Genomic DNA, 15,253 nt, shown 5'->3' on the forward strand with positions numbered 1-15,253 from the left:
ATGTTTCTGAATTTTTCTTTTGAGCTATTGGTGGCTTTTGGCGTAGGTTTGTTGTTGGGGGTGGTGCTTCGCCCAATATTCGGTGTGATCTTGCATTATTTGTCCCGAAAGCTGTCGTTGCCTACCCTGCTGCACGAACATCCTGTGGTGGCCCAACGTCGGGCATCTTACCGTTCTCCTTCTCATCATCGGGAGGATGACAATGTCTGAACATGAAACTGTTACCACAGCATCATCTCGACCCTCGGTGGGGTTGGGCTACTGGAATGTGTATTTCATTGTCAAACTTGTGTTGTATGCCAAAGGTCTGCTGGGGTTCAATCCGCTGTACAACTTGGCGTTTGCGGTGGCTTTGGCTGCGCCTATTCAGCACGCTGGTTTGAGGATGGCTCGCCACGTAGCCGGTGCCGTTATGGCGATAGCCCTGCTTTACCACGATTCTTGGCTGCCACCGTTGAGTCAACTGACGCAACAGACCAAACTCATCGGCGCTTTTAGCATGGAGTACATGCTGGAATTGGCTGGGCGGGTAGTTCAGTTTGAGTGGGTTTTAGGAATTTTTCTATTGGTGGCCGCCTACCATTTTGTCTCGCGTTACCTGCGTGTTGGTACCTTGCTGGTGCTGGGTATGAGCGGATTGTTGTTCCAACCTATGTTGCAAGCGGCATTTTCCAACCGTCAAAAAGTGGTCGAACCGACGGTGGCAGCTGAAGTTGTATCTGTTCAACCGCAGAATCTCAATACTCGGTTGAATGAACGTCTCGCAGCTTTTTACCAGAGTGAGGCACAACGTGTGGTGACGATACCAGAGCCTTTGGCAGGCAGTCCAGATTTTGACGTGTTTGTGGTGCACATTTGTTCTTTGTCTTGGGATGATCTTGCTGCCATTGGTGTGGAAAACGTTCCGTTGCTCAACCGGTTTGACATTGTTTTCCGTCAATTTAACAGCGTGACCACTTACAGTGGCCCGGCGGCTGTACGAACGTTACGTGCTACCTGCGGACAGCAGTCGCATACGCAGTTGTTTGATCCGGCATCTGCCGATTGTTATTTGTTTGGCAGTCTTGAGCGACGTGGTTTCAAAACTTCGCTGGTCATGAACCATGATGGTCACTTTGAAGATTTTTTGCAACTGGTGCAAAAGCAGCAGGGTATGTCCAAACCACCTCAACCGCTCAATGGCATTCCTGTGGCCATGCACTCGTTTGATGGTTCACCTATTTACGATGACGGTGCCGTGTTCAAGCGCTGGTTGGCAGAGCGGCAGCGTGATACAGCGGCACGTGTGGCCACGTACTACAACACCATCAGTTTGCACGATGGCAATCGAATGGTTGGCATCAATCCTGCCAACCAGATGGAAAGCTACCGTAAGCGCAGCACCCGTTTGTTTGCAGACCTAAATATGTTGATTGAGATGTTGCAGCAAAGTGGACGACGTACCGTGCTGATGCTTGTACCGGAACATGGCGCTGCCTTGCGGGGTGACAAATACCAATTTTCTGGTCTGCGCGAAATTCCCTCACCGTCTATCGCATTGGCTCCAGCGGCCATCAAGGTGATTGGCCCGAATTTTCCCAAACAAACAGGCCCAGTTGTGGTCAATGATCCAGTGAGTATGTTGGCCATGTCGCATGTGTTGGCAGGAATGTTGAAAACAAACCCATTTACAGAAGAATATAATCCGTCGGCTTATTTGGCGGATGTGCCAAAAACGCCTTACGTGGCCGAAAACCAAAATTTCGTCATGATAAAAGAAAAAAACAATTACTTCTTTAAGCAAAAAAGTGAAGATTTTTGGCAGGCTTACATGCCTGAGTAATAAACTTGTTTTTTAAATTCAAAAAGTTATTTTTCAGAAAAAATTGTTGCCGTATATTTCTGTGCACAAGTGTCGTATCAATTGAACAGTGGCTTGCTGTGTCAGCGTGGTAGGGCGTTGCAAACTGCTGGCCAGCATGGCGCGGATGCGCAGTGCGGGTGGGTGAACACTGCGCAGGGTGTAGGCTGAAGGTCGCAGGGAGCTGGCCACCGCTTGTTGCGACAGCAGTGCGCAACCCATGCCGTCGGCCACCAGATCGAGGATGGCCGACACGCCGTCGATTTCGAGCGCAATGGTGGGGCGCACGCCCAGTTGAGCCATCGCATTTTCCACGTGCATGCGGATGGCGTTGGGGCGGGTCGGTATGATGAGCGGCAGCCGGGCCACTTCCGCCAAGGTGATGGGGGGCGGGGGTGGATCCTCCTGCAGGCCGGGCGCGCGCGGTTGCACCAGCCACAGGGCTTCGTCAAACAGGGGTTCGGTTTCAATGTCGGGGCTGGGCGGGGCGTTGTAGAGCAGCGCCAGGTCCAGCCGGCCATTGCCCAGCGCGGTCTGCATGGCGCTGGACAGCCCTTCGTGGATGGAGAGTTGCGCCTCGGGCAGCTGTTGCCGAAACGCGCGCGTCAGCGGCACCGTCAGGCGCCGGGCCAGGCTGGGTGGCAGGCCAATCGCCACGCGCCCGGCCAGCGCGCCGCGCAGGCGGCCCAGTTCCTCGCGCGCGCGCTCTACCTGGTGCAGGATGCCGCGCCCGTGCGCCAGCAGCAGCTGTCCGGCCTCGGTGGGGGTGGCGCCGCGCCCGTTGCGCAGCAGCAGGTTGTGCCGCAATTCCACTTCCAGCAGGCGCACCTGGCGGCTCAGGGCCGGTTGCGCCACCTGCAGCATCTGTGCTGCGCGGGTGAAGCTGCCCAGTTCGGCCACGCGCACAAAATACTCCAGCTGCTTCAAGTCCATAAAGTTTTGGGCATAGCCCTGCACAAGGTATGCCAGAATTGTATAGCTGCTAGATGAAGACCCTACTTGGAAATGCCACGTCACGCGGCCACAATGCGTGCAGATTCTTTTGTCTTGTTGCTGGAACACTGTCATGACCACTGCGATTCGGGGCATTTCTTCCATGGCCACCCGCCAGGTGCTGGCCGACTTGGTGCAGGCGTACACCGCGCAAACGGGTGTGCCAGTGGCCATCGAGTCGGTGGGCGGCGTGGATGCCGCCAAGCGCGTCCAGGCCGGTGAGGCCTTTGATGTGGTGATTCTGGCCTCGGACGCTATCGACAAGTTGCAAGCCACGGGCCATGTGCTGGCGGGCAGCAAGGTCGATGTGGTGCATTCCGGTACCGCCGTGGCGGTGCGCGTCGGCGCGGCGTTGCCGGACTTGTCGTCGGCCGATGCGGTGCGTGCGGCGGTGCTGGCGGCGCGCAGCGTCAGTTATTCCACCGGCCCCAGCGGCGTGGCCCTGGCCCAATTGTTCGAGCGTTGGGGCATTGCCCCGCAGGTGCAAGACCGCATCGTGACCCCGCCGCCCGGTGTGCCGGTCGGTTTGTTGGTGGCCCGTGGCGAGGTGGAACTGGGCTTCCAGCAACTCAGCGAGCTGATCCACGTGGAAGGCATCACCGTGGTGGGGCCGTTGCCACCCGAGATCCAGATCACCACCACCTTCTCGGCGGCGGTGTGTGTCACCTCGGCCCAGCCCGATGCGGTGCGCGGGTTGCTGGCCTTCCTGTGTTCCGACGCTGCCGCCGACGCCAAGCGGCGCCAGGGCATGGAGCCCGCCTGAAGTGGCATCCCCCAATAGCCCGTTTTCCGTTTCTGTCCAAGTTTTGTTGTTCGCCCCAGGAGGCAATGTCCCTTGACATCCTCCTCGCCATGAATGGCGAGGATTCCCGCTTCACAGAACCCCGCCCATGCCTCAACGAGACACAGGACTTACAGCTTCTCCACGGGCTGACACCGCCCGTCCGGCGGCCAATATGTTGCGTGCGGCGTTCACGTCCCGGTCGTGGTTCGCACCACATTCGGGGCACGTCCATTGCCGCACGTTCAAGGGCATCTTTTCTGCCGTGTACCCGCAGTCGCTGCAACGCTTGGACGACGGGTGCCAGCGGTCGATCTTGACCAACTCGCGTCCATACCAGCGGGCCTTGTATTCGAGCTGGCGCACGAACTCGGCCCAGCCAGCATCACCGATGGACTTGGCGAGCTTGCGGTTCTTCTTCATGTTGCCGACGCCCAGCGCCTCAACGGCGACCACTTGGTTTTCGTGGATCAGCCGGGTCGAGAGCTTGTGCGTGAAATCCTTGCGGATGTCGGCAATCTTGGCGTGCAGCTTGGCGACTTTGGCTCTGGCCTTGGCACGGTTCTTGGAACCTTTCTTCTTTTTGGCCAGCTTGCGTTGCAACTTCGCCATTTTCTTCTCGTGCTTGCGGAAAGCGTTGGGCGCTGGGATTTTTTCGCCGTTGGAAAGGATGGCGAAATGAGTCAAGCCCAAGTCAATGCCAACCACCTGAGCCACTTCGGATTTGGCGCTTACCACGTCGTCGCACAGCAGGCTGACGAAGTAACGGCCCGCCGCATCTTTCGATACGGTGACGGTCGTTACCTTCGCACTCTGCGGAATCTGGCGCGACCAACGGATGTCCAACGGTGCAGCCATTTTGGCCAACTTGAGCGATGTGCCGTCCCAGCGGAACGCGCTGGCGGTGTATTCCGCCGACTGGTGGCCGCTTTTGCGCTTGAACTGCGGGTAACGCCCGCGTTTCGCAAAAAAGTTGCCGAACGCTGTTTGCAAGTGGCGCAGCGCCTGCTGCAATGGCACGCTGGACACGTCGTTGAGCCAAGCGTACTCCGGTTGCTTTTTGAGCAACGTCAGCGCGGCAGATGTGTCGTGGTAGCCCATCCGTTCCTGCCGCTGTTCCCACGCCTCGCTGCGCAGGCGCAGCATGTGGTTGTAGACAAAGCGCACGCAACCAAACGTCTGGGCCAAGAGGATTTCTTGCTCAGGCGTTGGGTAAAACCTGAAGCGGTAGGCGCGCTTGATGTCCATGCGCACAATCTACACGAAAATCATTCCATCCACCCAGAAGATAGCCCACCAAGAAAGGAGCGGGTTCAGGGGCTTGCAATGCAAGCCGTGCTATCCCTCCCCGGCATGAATGCCGGGGTTTCCCGCGCAGATTGATGAAAAAACCGCTCATCATTGACGTTCACGGTCACTACACCACCGCCCCGGCGGCGCTGGGCGCGTGGCGTGACCTGCAAATCGCGGCACTGAAAGACCCGAGCAAAGCGCCCGATCCCAAGAGCCTGAAGATCAGCGACGACGAGATCCGCGAGACCATCGAGGCCAACCAGCTCAAGCTGATGAAGGAACGTGGCAGCGACCTGACGGTGTTCAGCCCGCGCGCCAGCTTCATGGCGCACCATATTGGCGATTTCAACACCTCGTCCACCTGGGCTGCCATCTGCAACGAGCTGTGCTACCGCGTCAGCCAGCTGTTCCCCGAGCACTTCATCGGCGCGGCCATGTTGCCGCAATCGCCGGGTGTGGATCCGGCCACTTGCATTCCTGAGCTGGAAAAGTGCATCAAGGAATACGGCTTCGTGGGCCTGAACCTGAACCCGGACCCGTCCGGCGGCCACTGGACCAGCCCGCCGCTGACCGACCGCCATTGGTACCCCATCTACGAAAAAATGGTGGAGTACGACATCCCAGCGATGATTCACGTCTCCACCAGCTGCAACGCGTGCTTCCACACCACCGGCGCGCACTACCTCAACGCGGACACCACCGCGTTCATGCAGTTGATCCAAGGCGATCTGTTCAAGGACTTCCCGACGTTGAAGTTCCTGATCCCGCACGGCGGCGGCGCGGTGCCGTACCACTGGGGCCGCTTCCGTGGTCTGGCGCAAGAGATGAAAAAGCCGCTGTTGCAAGATCATTTGCTCAACAACGTGTTCTTCGACACTTGCGTGTACCACCAGCCCGGTATCGACCTGTTGACCAAGGTGATCCCCGTGGACAACATTTTGTTTGCGTCCGAAATGATTGGCGCGGTGCGCGGCATTGACCCCGAAACCGGCCACTATTACGACGACACCAAGCGTTACGTCGCCGCCACGCCCAACCTGAGCGAAGAACAACGCTACAAGGTGTTCGAAGGCAACGCCCGCCGCGTGTTCCCGCGCATGGACGCTGCACTCAAGGCCAAGGGCCTGTAATTCCAACCAGAAAGCCGAACATGTACGAACTTGGAGTCGTTTACCGCAACATCACCCGCGCCGACCGCGAGGTGACCGACCAACTGGCCGCGCTGGGCTCGGCCACTGTCCACGAGGCCATGGGCCGCGTCGGCCTGATGAAGCCTTACATGCGCCCGATCCAGCAGGACGTGAACGTGTCGGGTACCGCTGTGACGGTGCTGCTGCACCCCGGCGACAACTGGATGATGCACGTGGTGGCGGAGCAAATTCAGCCCGGCGATGTTGTCGTCGCCGCGCTGACCGCCGACAACTGCGATGGCTTCTTTGGCGACTTGCTGGCCACCAGCTTCCAGGCCCGTGGTGCGCGCGCTCTCATCATTGATGCCGGTGTGCGCGACGTGAAGGAATTGCAGCGCATGAACTTCCCGGTTTGGAGCAAAGGCATCAGCGCCAAAGGCACCATCAAAGCCACACTGGGTTCGGTCAACATTCCGGTGGTGTGCGCCGGGATGCTGGTCACACCGGGCGACGTGATTGTGGCCGACGACGATGGCGTGGTCTGCGTGCCCGCCGCCAAGGCGGTGCAAACACTGGAAGCGGCCCAAAAGCGCGAGAGCTTTGAGGGCGAAAAACGCGCCAAACTGGCCGCTGGCGTGTTGGGGTTGGACATGTACAAAATGCGCGAGCCGCTGGCCGCCGCTGGTCTGCGCTACATCGATTAACAGGAGCCACCATGAGCAAACCGACTTCTGGTGACTTCACCAAAACCGCGGGCTGGCTGGACTGGTACACCGGCCCCAGCAAGCCCAAATTCCAGCTGCCCGCGGGCGCGGTGGACGCGCATTGCCACGTGTTTGGGCCGGGTGCGGAGTTTCCGTACGCGCCTGAGCGCAAGTACACCCCGTGTGATGCGACCAAGCATGAGCTGTACGCCCTGCGCGACCACCTGGGCTTTGCCCGCAACGTGGTGGTGCAGGCCACCTGCCACGGTGCCGACAACCGCGCCATGGTCGATGCCTGTTTGAGCAGCGGTGGCAAGGCGCGTGGCGTGGCCACCGTCAAGCGCAGCATCACCGATGAGGAACTGCAAGCTTTGCACGATGCCGGTGTGCGTGGCGTACGTTTCAATTTCGTCAAGCGTCTGGTGGACTTCACGCCCAAAGACGAGCTGATGGAGATTGCGGGCCGCATCGCCAAGCTGGGCTGGCACGTGGTCATCTACTTCGAGGCGGTGGACCTGCCCGAGTTGTGGGACTTCTTTACCGCGCTGCCCACCACCGTGGTGGTGGATCACATGGGCCGCCCGGACGTGAGCAAGCCCATCGACGGCCCCGAATTCGAGCTGTTCCTCAAGTTCATGCGCGAGCACCAGAACGTGTGGAGCAAGGTCAGCTGCCCCGAGCGTCTGAGCGTGACCGGCCCCAAGGCGCTGGACGGCGAACAAGCCGCTTACCGCGACGTGGTGCCGTTTGCGCGCCGCGTGGTGGAAGAATTCCCCGACCGCGTGCTGTGGGGCACCGACTGGCCGCACCCCAACCTGAAAGACCACATGCCCGACGACGGCCTGCTGGTGGACTTCATCCCGCACATTGCGCCCACCGCCGAACTGCAACGCAAGTTGCTGGTGGACAACCCGATGCGCCTGTACTGGCCCGAGGAGATCTGAATGGCATTGGACAAACCCTACAAGGACGTGCCCGGCACCATCATCTTTGATGCCGAGCAAAGCCGCAAAGGCTACTGGCTCAACCAGTTCTGCATGAGCCTGATGAAGGCCGAGAACCGCGACCGCTTCAAGGCCGACGAGCGTGCCTACCTGGATGAGTGGCCGATGACCGAAGAGCAGAAACAGGCCGTGCTGGCGCGCGACCTGAACTGGTGCATGCGCACCGGCGGCAACATTTACTTTCTGGCCAAGATCGGTGCCACCGACGGCAAGAGCTTCCAGCAAATGGCGGGCTCCATGACCGGCATGACCGAAGACGAGTACCGCGCCATGATGCTGGCCGGTGGCCGCAGCGCCGAGGGCAACCGCTACCTGGGCGAGGACGGCGACGCCCAGCCGCACCGCCAGCCCCAGGGCGCTGGTGCCAAAACCGCATAAGGACACCCCGAACATGGCCAAAATCACCGCCTCTGTTTACACCTCCCACGTGCCTGCCATTGGTGCTGCGCTGGACTTGGGCAAGACCCAAGACGATTACTGGAAGCCGGTCTTTGCGGGCTACGACTTCTCCAAGCAGTGGATGAAGGACAACAAGCCCGATGTCATTTTCTTGGTTTACAACGACCACGCCACCGCGTTCAGCTTGGATTTGATCCCAACCTTTGCGATTGGCACCGCTGCCGAGTACCAGCCCGCCGATGAAGGCTGGGGCCCGCGTCCGGTGCCGGTGGTCAAAGGCCACCCGGAGCTGGCCAGCCACATCGCGCAAAGCGTGATCCAGCAGGACTTTGACCTCACCATCGTCAACAAGATGGACGTGGATCACGGTTTGACCGTGCCGCTGAGCCTGATGTGCGGCGAACTCGACCCAGAGAAGGACGCCTGGCCCTGCCCGGTGATCCCGTTCGCCGTCAACGTGGTGCAGTACCCCGTGCCGAGTGGCCAGCGTTGTTTTGCGTTGGGTCAGGCCATCCGCAAGGCGGTGGAGTCGTTTGACGAAGACCTGAACGTCCACATTTGGGGCACGGGCGGCATGAGCCACCAGTTGCAAGGCGCACGCGCAGGCCTCATCAACCGCGAGTGGGACAACGCCTGGCTCGACAAGATGATTGCCGACCCGGCGGCCTGCGCCCAGACCCCGCATATTGACTACGTGCGCGAAGCCGGCAGCGAAGGCATCGAGCTGGTGATGTGGCTGATTGCACGCGGCGCGATGGCCGACGTCGCTGGCGGCCCGGCCCCGAAGCTGGTGCACCGCTTCTACCACGTGCCCGCGTCCAACACCGCCGTCGGCCACGTCATCCTGGAAAACCAATAATTTTTTATCGGAGTCAACCTCATGACCATCAAAGTCGCTCTCGCCGGGGCCGGCGCTTTCGGCATCAAGCACCTGGACGGTATCAAGAACATTCCCGACGTGGAAGTGGTGTCGCTCATCAGCCGCGATCTGGCCAAGACCCAGGAAGTGGCCGACAAGTATGGCATCAAGCACGTGACCACCGACTTGGACGATGCCTTGAAGATCAAGGAAGTCGATGCCGTGATTCTGTGTACCCCCACGCAGATGCACGCCAGCCAGTCCATCGCTTGCCTGCAAGCGGGCAAGCACGTGCAAGTGGAAATTCCGCTGTGCGACGAACTCAAGGCCGGTGAAGAAGTGGCCCGCCTGCAACAGGAAACGGGCTTGGTGGCGATGGTGGGACACACCCGCCGTTTCAACCCCAGCCACCAGTGGATCCACAACAAGGTGCAAGCCGGTGAATTCAACATCCAGCAAATGGATGTGCAGACCTACTTCTTCCGCCGCACCAACACCAACGCGCTGGGCCAGGCCCGCAGCTGGACCGACCACCTGCTGTGGCACCACGCTGCCCACACCGTTGACCTGTTTGCCTATCAGGCCAACAGCCCGATTGTGAAGGCCAATGCCATTCAAGGCCCCATCCACCCGGTGCTGGGGATTGCGATGGACATGTCGATCCAGCTCCAAGCCGCCAATGGTGCCATTTGTACCCTGAGCCTGTCGTTCAACAACGATGGCCCGTTGGGCACCTACTTCCGCTACATCGGCGACACCGGCACCTACATTGCGCGCTACGACGACCTGTTCACCGGCAAGGAAGAGCAGATCGACGTGTCCAAGGTGGCCGTGAGCATGAACGGCATCGAGCTGCAAGACCGCGAGTTCTTTGCCGCCATCCGCGAAGGCCGCGAGCCCAACAGCAGCGTGCAAAAAGTGTTGCCGTGCTACCAAGTGCTGCACGCGCTGGAGCAGCAGCTCAACGCCTGATCTTGGCGGAGCCTTTGTAGGCACCCGCAGCAACGCCCACCCTGGCCCGGTGGGCGTTGTGGTTTGTGGCACCATCCGCGCCCATGCTCAATATTGTCTGGATCGTGTTTGTCTTGCTCGGCGTGGCCGTGGGTTGGTGGCAGTGGCTGCAAGGCGATTGGGGTGTCTTTGGCCAGATGCTGTCCGCTTTGTTCGACAGTGCCAAGACCGGGTTTGAGGTGTCGATCGGGCTGGTCGGCGTGATGAGCCTGTGGCTGGGCGTGCTCAAGATAGGCGAACAGGCCGGGGTGATGGCGTGGTTGGCGCGCCAATTGGCACCGCTGTTTGCGCGCATCTTTCCGGACATCCCGCCCGGGCACCCGGCGGTGGGCAGCATCAGCATGAACTTCAGCGCCAATGTGTTGGGGCTGGACAACGCGGCCACCCCGCTGGGCTTGCAGGCCATGCGCGATCTGCAAACGCTCAACCCACAGCCCGACACCGCCAGCAACCCGATGATCATGTTCCTCGTGCTCAACACAGCGGGCATCACGTTGATCCCGACCTCGGTGATCGCGATCCGGCAAAGTTTGGCGGCGCAACAGGGGCTGACGGCCTTCAACGGTGCCGACATCTTCTTGCCGACGCTGATGGCGACGTTCATCTCGTTTTGCGCGGGCTTGCTGGTGGTGGCGTGGGTGCAACGTCTGCCCCTGTGGCGCGGCCCGGTGTGGTGGTGCTTGTTGGGGTTGGCGGCGTTGATGGCGCTGCTGTACGGTGGCTTGCACAGCTTGCCGCCCGAGCGCATGGCACAGGCCATGGGCGCGTTGGGCAGCGGGCTGGTGTTGTCGCTGGTGGCCGCTTTGGTGGCGGCGGGAGCGTGGCGACGCATCGACGTGTATGGCGCTTTCATTGAAGGGGCGAAGGAAGGTTTTGGCGTGGCGGTGCAGATCATTCCGTATTTGGTGGCCATGCTGGCGGCAATTGCACTGTTTCGCAGCAGCGGCTGCATGGCGTACCTGGTCGATGCGATTGCGGCGCTGGTGCGTGCCGTGGGCCTGAACACCGACTTTGTGCCCGCCTTGCCGGTGGGCCTGATGAAAACCCTGAGCGGCAGCGGTGCCCGTGGTCTGATGGTGGATGTGATGACGACGCACGGTGTCAACTCCTTTGCAGGGCGACTGGCAGCCATCATCCAAGGCTCCACCGAGACCACGTTCTACGTGCTGGCGGTGTATTTTGGCAGCGTCAACATCCGACATACCCGCTATGCGCTGGCGTGCGGCCTGTTTGCCGATGCGGTTGGATTGGTCGGGGCTATTCTGGTGGCGTATGCGTTCTACCATTGAGCGTACCCACCGTTGTGAGTGAAATTCAATTTTCTGGAGATCAAAAATGGGTATCCAAGCAAATATCACATTGCCGCAACGTGCGTTGGGGCCGTTTCAGGTCTCAGCCATTGGGCTGGGCTGCATGAACCTGAGCCACGCCTATGGCGCGCCCGTGTCCGCCGAGCAAGGCGAGCGCGTGCTGCTGACGGCGTTGGACGCGGGCGTGACCCACTTTGACACCGCCGCGCTGTACGGCTTTGGTGCCAACGAGACGTTGGTGGGCAAAGTGCTGGCCCAGCACCGCCACCGCTTCACGCTGGCCAGCAAGTGCGGCATGACCGGCGTGGACGTGAAAGGCGATGGGCAAAAAGTGCGTGTCATCGATGGCCGCCCCGCCACGCTCAAGGCCACGTGCGAGGCGGCGTTGCAGCGCCTGCAAACCGATGTGATCGACCTGTACTACCTGCACCGCTGGGACAAGCAGGTGCCGATTGAAGACAGCGTGGGCGCGCTGGCCGACTTGGTGCGCGAAGGCAAGATCCGTGCGATTGGCTTGAGCGAAGTGTCGGCCCCCATCTTGCGCCGCGCCCACGCCGTACACCCGATTGCCGCACTGCAAACCGAGTATTCGCTGTGGACACGCAACCCTGAAATCGCGGTGCTGGACGCTTGCCGTGAACTGGGTACCGCGTTTGTGGCCTTCAGCCCGGTGGCGCGCGGCTTTTTGTGCGGCGAACTGACCGACGTAGCCACCTTGCACGAGAAAGACATCCGCCGCGCCATGCCACGCTTCACCCCCAGCAACTATGCCGCCAACTTGGCGCTGCTGGACGGCTACCGTGCCATCGCGCAAGAGGTGGGTTGTTCCATGGCACAACTGGCGCTGGCGTGGCTGTTGCACAAAGCCCCGCACATCCTGCCGATTCCGGGCACCACCAGCGAGGCGCATCTGCTGGACGATTTGGGTGCGCTCAATGTGTCACTCAGCGCCGACGTGATGGCCCGCTTGGACGCCTGCATCCACTCAGGCAACGTGGTGGGCAGCCGCTACAACACCCAAGGCAACACCGAAGTGGACACCGAGGTGTTTGAAGCGGCTTGACGTTGCGTTACTTCACCAGCAAGCTGCCCAGATCGAACCCGGTATCGGCGGCTTGTGCCAAGGTGGGGGAAACCCCAGCGTCCAGCAGCTTGCGGGCTTGCAGGTGTTCCTTGGCGGCGTTGACGGAATCGACGGCCAGCAGTTGCTCACCCTTGAAGTGGTACACGCTGAAGCTGTTGGCGGCCATGTCACCACGCACCGCCCACTGGTCGGCACCGGTGGACAAGCCCGCCATTTGCAGTTTCTTGTCGTACTGGTCGCTCCAGAACCACGGCGTGGCGGTGAAGGGACGATCCTGCCCCAGCAGGGCGGCGGCGGCGGATTTGCCCTGTTCGGTGGCGTTTTGCACCGATTCCAGGCGCAGCAGACTGCCATCGGGCAGGCGGCGGGCGGTGCAGTCGCCAGCAGCCACAATCGCGGGGTCGCTGGTGCGGCCACAGCCATCCACCACAATGCCACGGTCGCATTCCAGGCCAGCGGCCAGGGCCAGTTGGTCGTTGGCGTTCACACCTATGCCCACCACCACCAGCCCGGCGGGGTGTACGGTGCCGTCGGCCATCTGCACGCCGGTCACGGCACCGTCAGCGCCCACGTTCAGGGCGGCAATGCGGGCATCGAACACCAGGTTCACGCCGTGGCTGCGGTGCAGTTCGGCGTACCAGTCGGACAGTTTGGGAGCCAGCACGCGGCCCAGCAGGCGCGGGGCGGCTTCCAGCACGGTCACGGCCAGCCCCTTCTTGCGGGCGGTGGCGGCCACTTCCAGGCCGATGAAGCCACCACCCACCACCACCACGGGCAGGTTTTTCTCGATGCACAGCGCCATGCGTTCTGCCATGGCATTGGCATCGGCTTTGCTGCGCAGGGCCAGCACGCCAGCGGCGTCGCCCCCCGGCAGCGGCAGGCGGCGCGGGGTGGAGCCGGTGGCCAGCAGCAGGCCGCTGTAGGCCAGGCTGGTGCCATCGGCCAGCAGCACGCGCTGGGCCGCGCGGTCGATGCCGGTCACGGTCACGCCAGTGCGCAGCTCGATGTGCTTGCGCGCCAGCATTTCGGGGGCGCGCATCACCAGTTGGGCCGCTTCCATGTCGCCAGCCAGCCAGGCCTTGGACAGCGGCGGGCGGTGGTAGGGGCCATCGGCCTCATCGCCCAGCAGGGTGATGCTGCCTTCGTAGCCGCTGCTGCGCAGGGCTTCGGCGGTTTGTACGCCGGCTTGTCCTGCGCCGATGATGACGATACCCGCTGCTGCTTTGCTCATGGTGGTGTCTCCTGCTGCTGTGGTGGTGAATTGGGGACTGGGGGCTGACAGCCTAGGCTTATTCCTGCGTGGCGGGCAGGTTGAGGATCAGGCCTTCGAGCAGCGGCGAGGACTTGATCTGGCAGGCCAGGCGGCTGTTGGGGCGGCGCTCGGAAGCCACGTTTTCCAGCATGTCGAGTTCGGACTCGCTGGCCGGGGGCAGATCGCCCAAGCGGGCTTCGTCCACGTAGCAGTGGCAGGTGGCGCAGGCGCACGAGCCGCCGCATTCGCCCAGAATGCCTTCGATGCCGTTGGTGATGGCACCTTGCATCAGGTTCCAGCCGTCGGGCAGGTTGACGGTGGTGGATTCGCCAGAGGCTTCGACGTAGGTGATGTTGGCCATGGTGAGACGGGTTCCTTGAACGGTAAATGAAAACGCTGCCGACGTGGCAGCAGTGCAAACCACAAACGCTTGCGCCCCACAGTGTAAAAGCTGCAGGGCGCAAGCGTCGGGCGGATCAGACGGCGGTCGTCAGTTCCAGCACCAACGGGCTGCGGAAGGTTGAGGACGGCATCCACGGCAGTTGGTCGGCCACGCGCTTGTACTGCGGCACCACCTTGTGGAATTCCTCGAACGCGATCTTGACCGCCATGCGGGCGATGGCGGTGCCCAGGCAGGCGTGCACGCCGCCACCAAAGCCCAGGTGGCCACGCGGCTTGCGGGTGATGTCGTACACGTCGGGGTTGGGGAACTGGCGTTCGTCGCGGTTGCCTGAGCCGTAGGCCAAGCACACAAAGTCGCCTTCCTTCATGGTCTGGCCGTGCAGCTCGACATCCTTCATCAGGCGGCGGCGGAAGCGTTGCGCCGAAGTGTTGAAGCGCAGGCTTTCCTCGATCGCGTCGGGCAGCAGCGACGGGTCGGCCACCAGGGCCTTCTGGGCGTCGAGGTAGGTTGCCAGGTTGTAGGCGAACATCATCATGAAGCCGCCCAGAGACTCCACACCCGCCATGATGAGGGTGGTGGTGGTCAGCAGCACTTCGTTGTCGTCCAGGCGGTCGCCGTCGATCTCGGCCAGCGCAAAGTTGCTGATCAAGTCGTCGCGCGGCTCGGCACGGCGCATGGCGATGACCTGGGCCGCGTAGTCCTTCATCCAGTTGAAGGCGGCGATGTGCTCGGGGCCCTTGGTGCGGGTGCGGGCGTCGGACTGCACCATCAGCACGGCGTTGTCGCGCACGATCTTCTCGTCCACGATGGCCTCGGCGCCCATGGGCAGGCCCAGCGCGGCCATCAGCACCTTGACGGTGAACTTGGACGAGGTGTCCTTGAAGTCGAAGTTGTCCACGCCCTTGAGCTGGCCGAACACCTCTTGCGCCACGGCACGGATAGGCTCTTCGAGCGCCATCAGGTTGCGCTTCATGAAGGCGTGCTGGATCAGGCCGCGCAGGCGGTCGTGCTTTGGTGGGTCGGAGCTGCCCAGGGTGGCACCGGCGCGGCCCGGCAGTTCGGTCATCAGGTTGCCGCTGGCGCTGGAGTAGGTCTGCCAGTCCTGGCCGGCGGACACGATGTCGGCGTAGCGCGACAGGATCCACATCTGGGCTTCTTCGCTCCAGAAGCAGGGCAATCGCATTTACCCC

16 protein-coding genes are annotated in these 15,253 nt (G+C 61.5%); 11 read left to right on the forward strand and 5 right to left on the reverse strand.

Going from position 1 to position 15,253, the window contains the following annotated elements:
• Positions 1-210 (forward strand): hypothetical protein, encoded by a 210-nt coding sequence (locus CON76_RS12655; RefSeq protein ID WP_145995276.1) that lies wholly within the window; start codon positions 1-3, stop codon positions 208-210.
• Positions 203-1,822, forward strand: a complete 1,620-nt coding sequence (gene bcsG / locus CON76_RS00100) for a cellulose biosynthesis protein BcsG (RefSeq protein WP_169928938.1) — start codon at positions 203-205, stop codon at positions 1,820-1,822. Before CON76_RS12655 ends, bcsG begins: the two co-directional genes overlap by 8 nt.
• Positions 1,823-1,855: 33 nt before the next feature.
• Here bcsG and CON76_RS00105 read toward each other — a convergent pair whose 3' ends face one another.
• On the reverse strand, positions 1,856-2,773 hold the full coding sequence (locus CON76_RS00105; protein WP_101100879.1) for a LysR substrate-binding domain-containing protein: 918 nt from the start codon (positions 2,771-2,773) through the stop codon (positions 1,856-1,858).
• A gap of 133 nt (positions 2,774-2,906) precedes the next feature.
• Here CON76_RS00105 and CON76_RS00110 point away from each other — a divergent pair, with 133 nt between their 5' ends.
• Complete coding sequence (locus CON76_RS00110; RefSeq protein WP_205758144.1) at positions 2,907-3,596, forward strand: substrate-binding domain-containing protein; 690 nt, start codon at positions 2,907-2,909, stop codon at positions 3,594-3,596.
• Positions 3,597-3,728: 132 nt separating this feature from the next.
• Here CON76_RS00110 and tnpB read toward each other — a convergent pair whose 3' ends face one another.
• Positions 3,729-4,862: an IS200/IS605 family element RNA-guided endonuclease TnpB gene (gene tnpB, locus CON76_RS00115; RefSeq protein ID WP_101100884.1), complete on the reverse strand. Its 1,134-nt coding sequence runs from the start codon at positions 4,860-4,862 to the stop codon at positions 3,729-3,731.
• A 134-nt stretch (positions 4,863-4,996) separates the two neighbouring features.
• Between tnpB and CON76_RS00120 the strand changes: the two genes are divergently transcribed.
• The 8 genes from CON76_RS00120 to CON76_RS00155 all read left to right on the forward strand — a co-directional run bounded on the left by CON76_RS00120 (position 4,997) and on the right by CON76_RS00155 (position 12,387).
• Entirely contained in the window at positions 4,997-6,037 is a 1,041-nt protein-coding gene (locus tag CON76_RS00120; RefSeq protein WP_101100886.1) for an amidohydrolase family protein, read from the forward strand.
• Positions 6,038-6,057: 20 nt separating this feature from the next.
• Positions 6,058-6,741, forward strand: a complete 684-nt coding sequence (gene ligK, locus CON76_RS00125) for a 4-carboxy-4-hydroxy-2-oxoadipate aldolase/oxaloacetate decarboxylase (protein WP_101100888.1) — start codon at positions 6,058-6,060, stop codon at positions 6,739-6,741.
• 11 nt (positions 6,742-6,752) lie between these two features.
• Entirely contained in the window at positions 6,753-7,685 is a 933-nt protein-coding gene (locus CON76_RS00130; RefSeq protein WP_101100890.1) for an amidohydrolase family protein, read from the forward strand.
• Positions 7,686-8,123, forward strand: coding sequence for a protocatechuate 4,5-dioxygenase subunit alpha (gene ligA / locus CON76_RS00135; RefSeq protein WP_101100892.1), 438 nt, complete (start codon positions 7,686-7,688; stop codon positions 8,121-8,123).
• 13 nt (positions 8,124-8,136) lie between these two features.
• A complete protein-coding gene (locus CON76_RS00140; RefSeq protein ID WP_101100894.1) occupies positions 8,137-9,003 on the forward strand; it encodes a class III extradiol dioxygenase subunit beta in 867 nt (288 codons plus the stop codon).
• A 21-nt stretch (positions 9,004-9,024) separates the two neighbouring features.
• On the forward strand, positions 9,025-9,975 hold the full coding sequence (locus CON76_RS00145) for a Gfo/Idh/MocA family oxidoreductase (protein ID WP_101100896.1): 951 nt from the start codon (positions 9,025-9,027) through the stop codon (positions 9,973-9,975).
• 83 nt (positions 9,976-10,058) lie between these two features.
• On the forward strand, positions 10,059-11,303 hold the full coding sequence (locus CON76_RS00150) for a nucleoside recognition domain-containing protein (RefSeq protein WP_101100898.1): 1,245 nt from the start codon (positions 10,059-10,061) through the stop codon (positions 11,301-11,303).
• Between the two features lie 70 nt (positions 11,304-11,373).
• Positions 11,374-12,387 carry an aldo/keto reductase gene (locus CON76_RS00155; protein WP_101100908.1) on the forward strand — a complete coding sequence of 338 codons (1,014 nt, stop codon included), beginning with the start codon at positions 11,374-11,376 and terminating at the stop codon, positions 12,385-12,387.
• Positions 12,388-12,394: 7 nt separating this feature from the next.
• Here CON76_RS00155 and CON76_RS00160 read toward each other — a convergent pair whose 3' ends face one another.
• The 3 genes from CON76_RS00160 to CON76_RS00170 all read right to left on the reverse strand — a co-directional run bounded on the left by CON76_RS00160 (position 12,395) and on the right by CON76_RS00170 (position 15,246).
• Entirely contained in the window at positions 12,395-13,639 is a 1,245-nt protein-coding gene (locus CON76_RS00160; RefSeq protein WP_101100900.1) for an NAD(P)/FAD-dependent oxidoreductase, read from the reverse strand.
• A 58-nt stretch (positions 13,640-13,697) separates the two neighbouring features.
• Positions 13,698-14,021, reverse strand: coding sequence for a 2Fe-2S iron-sulfur cluster-binding protein (locus CON76_RS00165; protein WP_101100902.1), 324 nt, complete (start codon positions 14,019-14,021; stop codon positions 13,698-13,700).
• A gap of 115 nt (positions 14,022-14,136) precedes the next feature.
• Positions 14,137-15,246 (reverse strand): cytochrome P450, encoded by a 1,110-nt coding sequence (locus tag CON76_RS00170; protein ID WP_101100904.1) that lies wholly within the window; start codon positions 15,244-15,246, stop codon positions 14,137-14,139.
• Positions 15,247-15,253: the final 7 nt, after the last annotated feature.

This window comes from Macromonas bipunctata (assembly GCF_002837135.1).
In the GTDB taxonomy this organism is placed as follows: domain Bacteria; phylum Pseudomonadota; class Gammaproteobacteria; order Burkholderiales; family Burkholderiaceae_C; genus Macromonas_A; species Macromonas_A bipunctata.

Excerpts from the sequence above, each read along its gene's own strand:
- CON76_RS00150 (WP_101100898.1), top strand. The coding sequence starts at position 10,059 with ATGCTCAATATTGTCTGGATCGTGTTTGTCTTGCTCGGCGTGGCCGTG.
- CON76_RS00105 (WP_101100879.1), bottom strand. The coding sequence starts at position 2,773 with ATGGACTTGAAGCAGCTGGAGTATTTTGTGCGCGTGGCCGAACTGGGC.
- ligK (WP_101100888.1), top strand. The coding sequence starts at position 6,058 with ATGTACGAACTTGGAGTCGTTTACCGCAACATCACCCGCGCCGACCGC.
- CON76_RS00130 (WP_101100890.1), top strand. The coding sequence starts at position 6,753 with ATGAGCAAACCGACTTCTGGTGACTTCACCAAAACCGCGGGCTGGCTG.
- ligA (WP_101100892.1), top strand. The coding sequence starts at position 7,686 with ATGGCATTGGACAAACCCTACAAGGACGTGCCCGGCACCATCATCTTT.
- tnpB (WP_101100884.1), bottom strand. The coding sequence starts at position 4,862 with ATGGACATCAAGCGCGCCTACCGCTTCAGGTTTTACCCAACGCCTGAG.
- CON76_RS00165 (WP_101100902.1), bottom strand. The coding sequence starts at position 14,021 with ATGGCCAACATCACCTACGTCGAAGCCTCTGGCGAATCCACCACCGTC.
- CON76_RS12655 (WP_145995276.1), top strand. The coding sequence starts at position 1 with ATGTTTCTGAATTTTTCTTTTGAGCTATTGGTGGCTTTTGGCGTAGGT.
- CON76_RS00145 (WP_101100896.1), top strand. The coding sequence starts at position 9,025 with ATGACCATCAAAGTCGCTCTCGCCGGGGCCGGCGCTTTCGGCATCAAG.
- CON76_RS00170 (WP_101100904.1), bottom strand. The coding sequence starts at position 15,246 with ATGCGATTGCCCTGCTTCTGGAGCGAAGAAGCCCAGATGTGGATCCTG.
- CON76_RS00140 (WP_101100894.1), top strand. The coding sequence starts at position 8,137 with ATGGCCAAAATCACCGCCTCTGTTTACACCTCCCACGTGCCTGCCATT.
- CON76_RS00110 (WP_205758144.1), top strand. The coding sequence starts at position 2,907 with ATGACCACTGCGATTCGGGGCATTTCTTCCATGGCCACCCGCCAGGTG.
- CON76_RS00120 (WP_101100886.1), top strand. The coding sequence starts at position 4,997 with ATGAAAAAACCGCTCATCATTGACGTTCACGGTCACTACACCACCGCC.
- bcsG (WP_169928938.1), top strand. The coding sequence starts at position 203 with ATGTCTGAACATGAAACTGTTACCACAGCATCATCTCGACCCTCGGTG.
- CON76_RS00160 (WP_101100900.1), bottom strand. The coding sequence starts at position 13,639 with ATGAGCAAAGCAGCAGCGGGTATCGTCATCATCGGCGCAGGACAAGCC.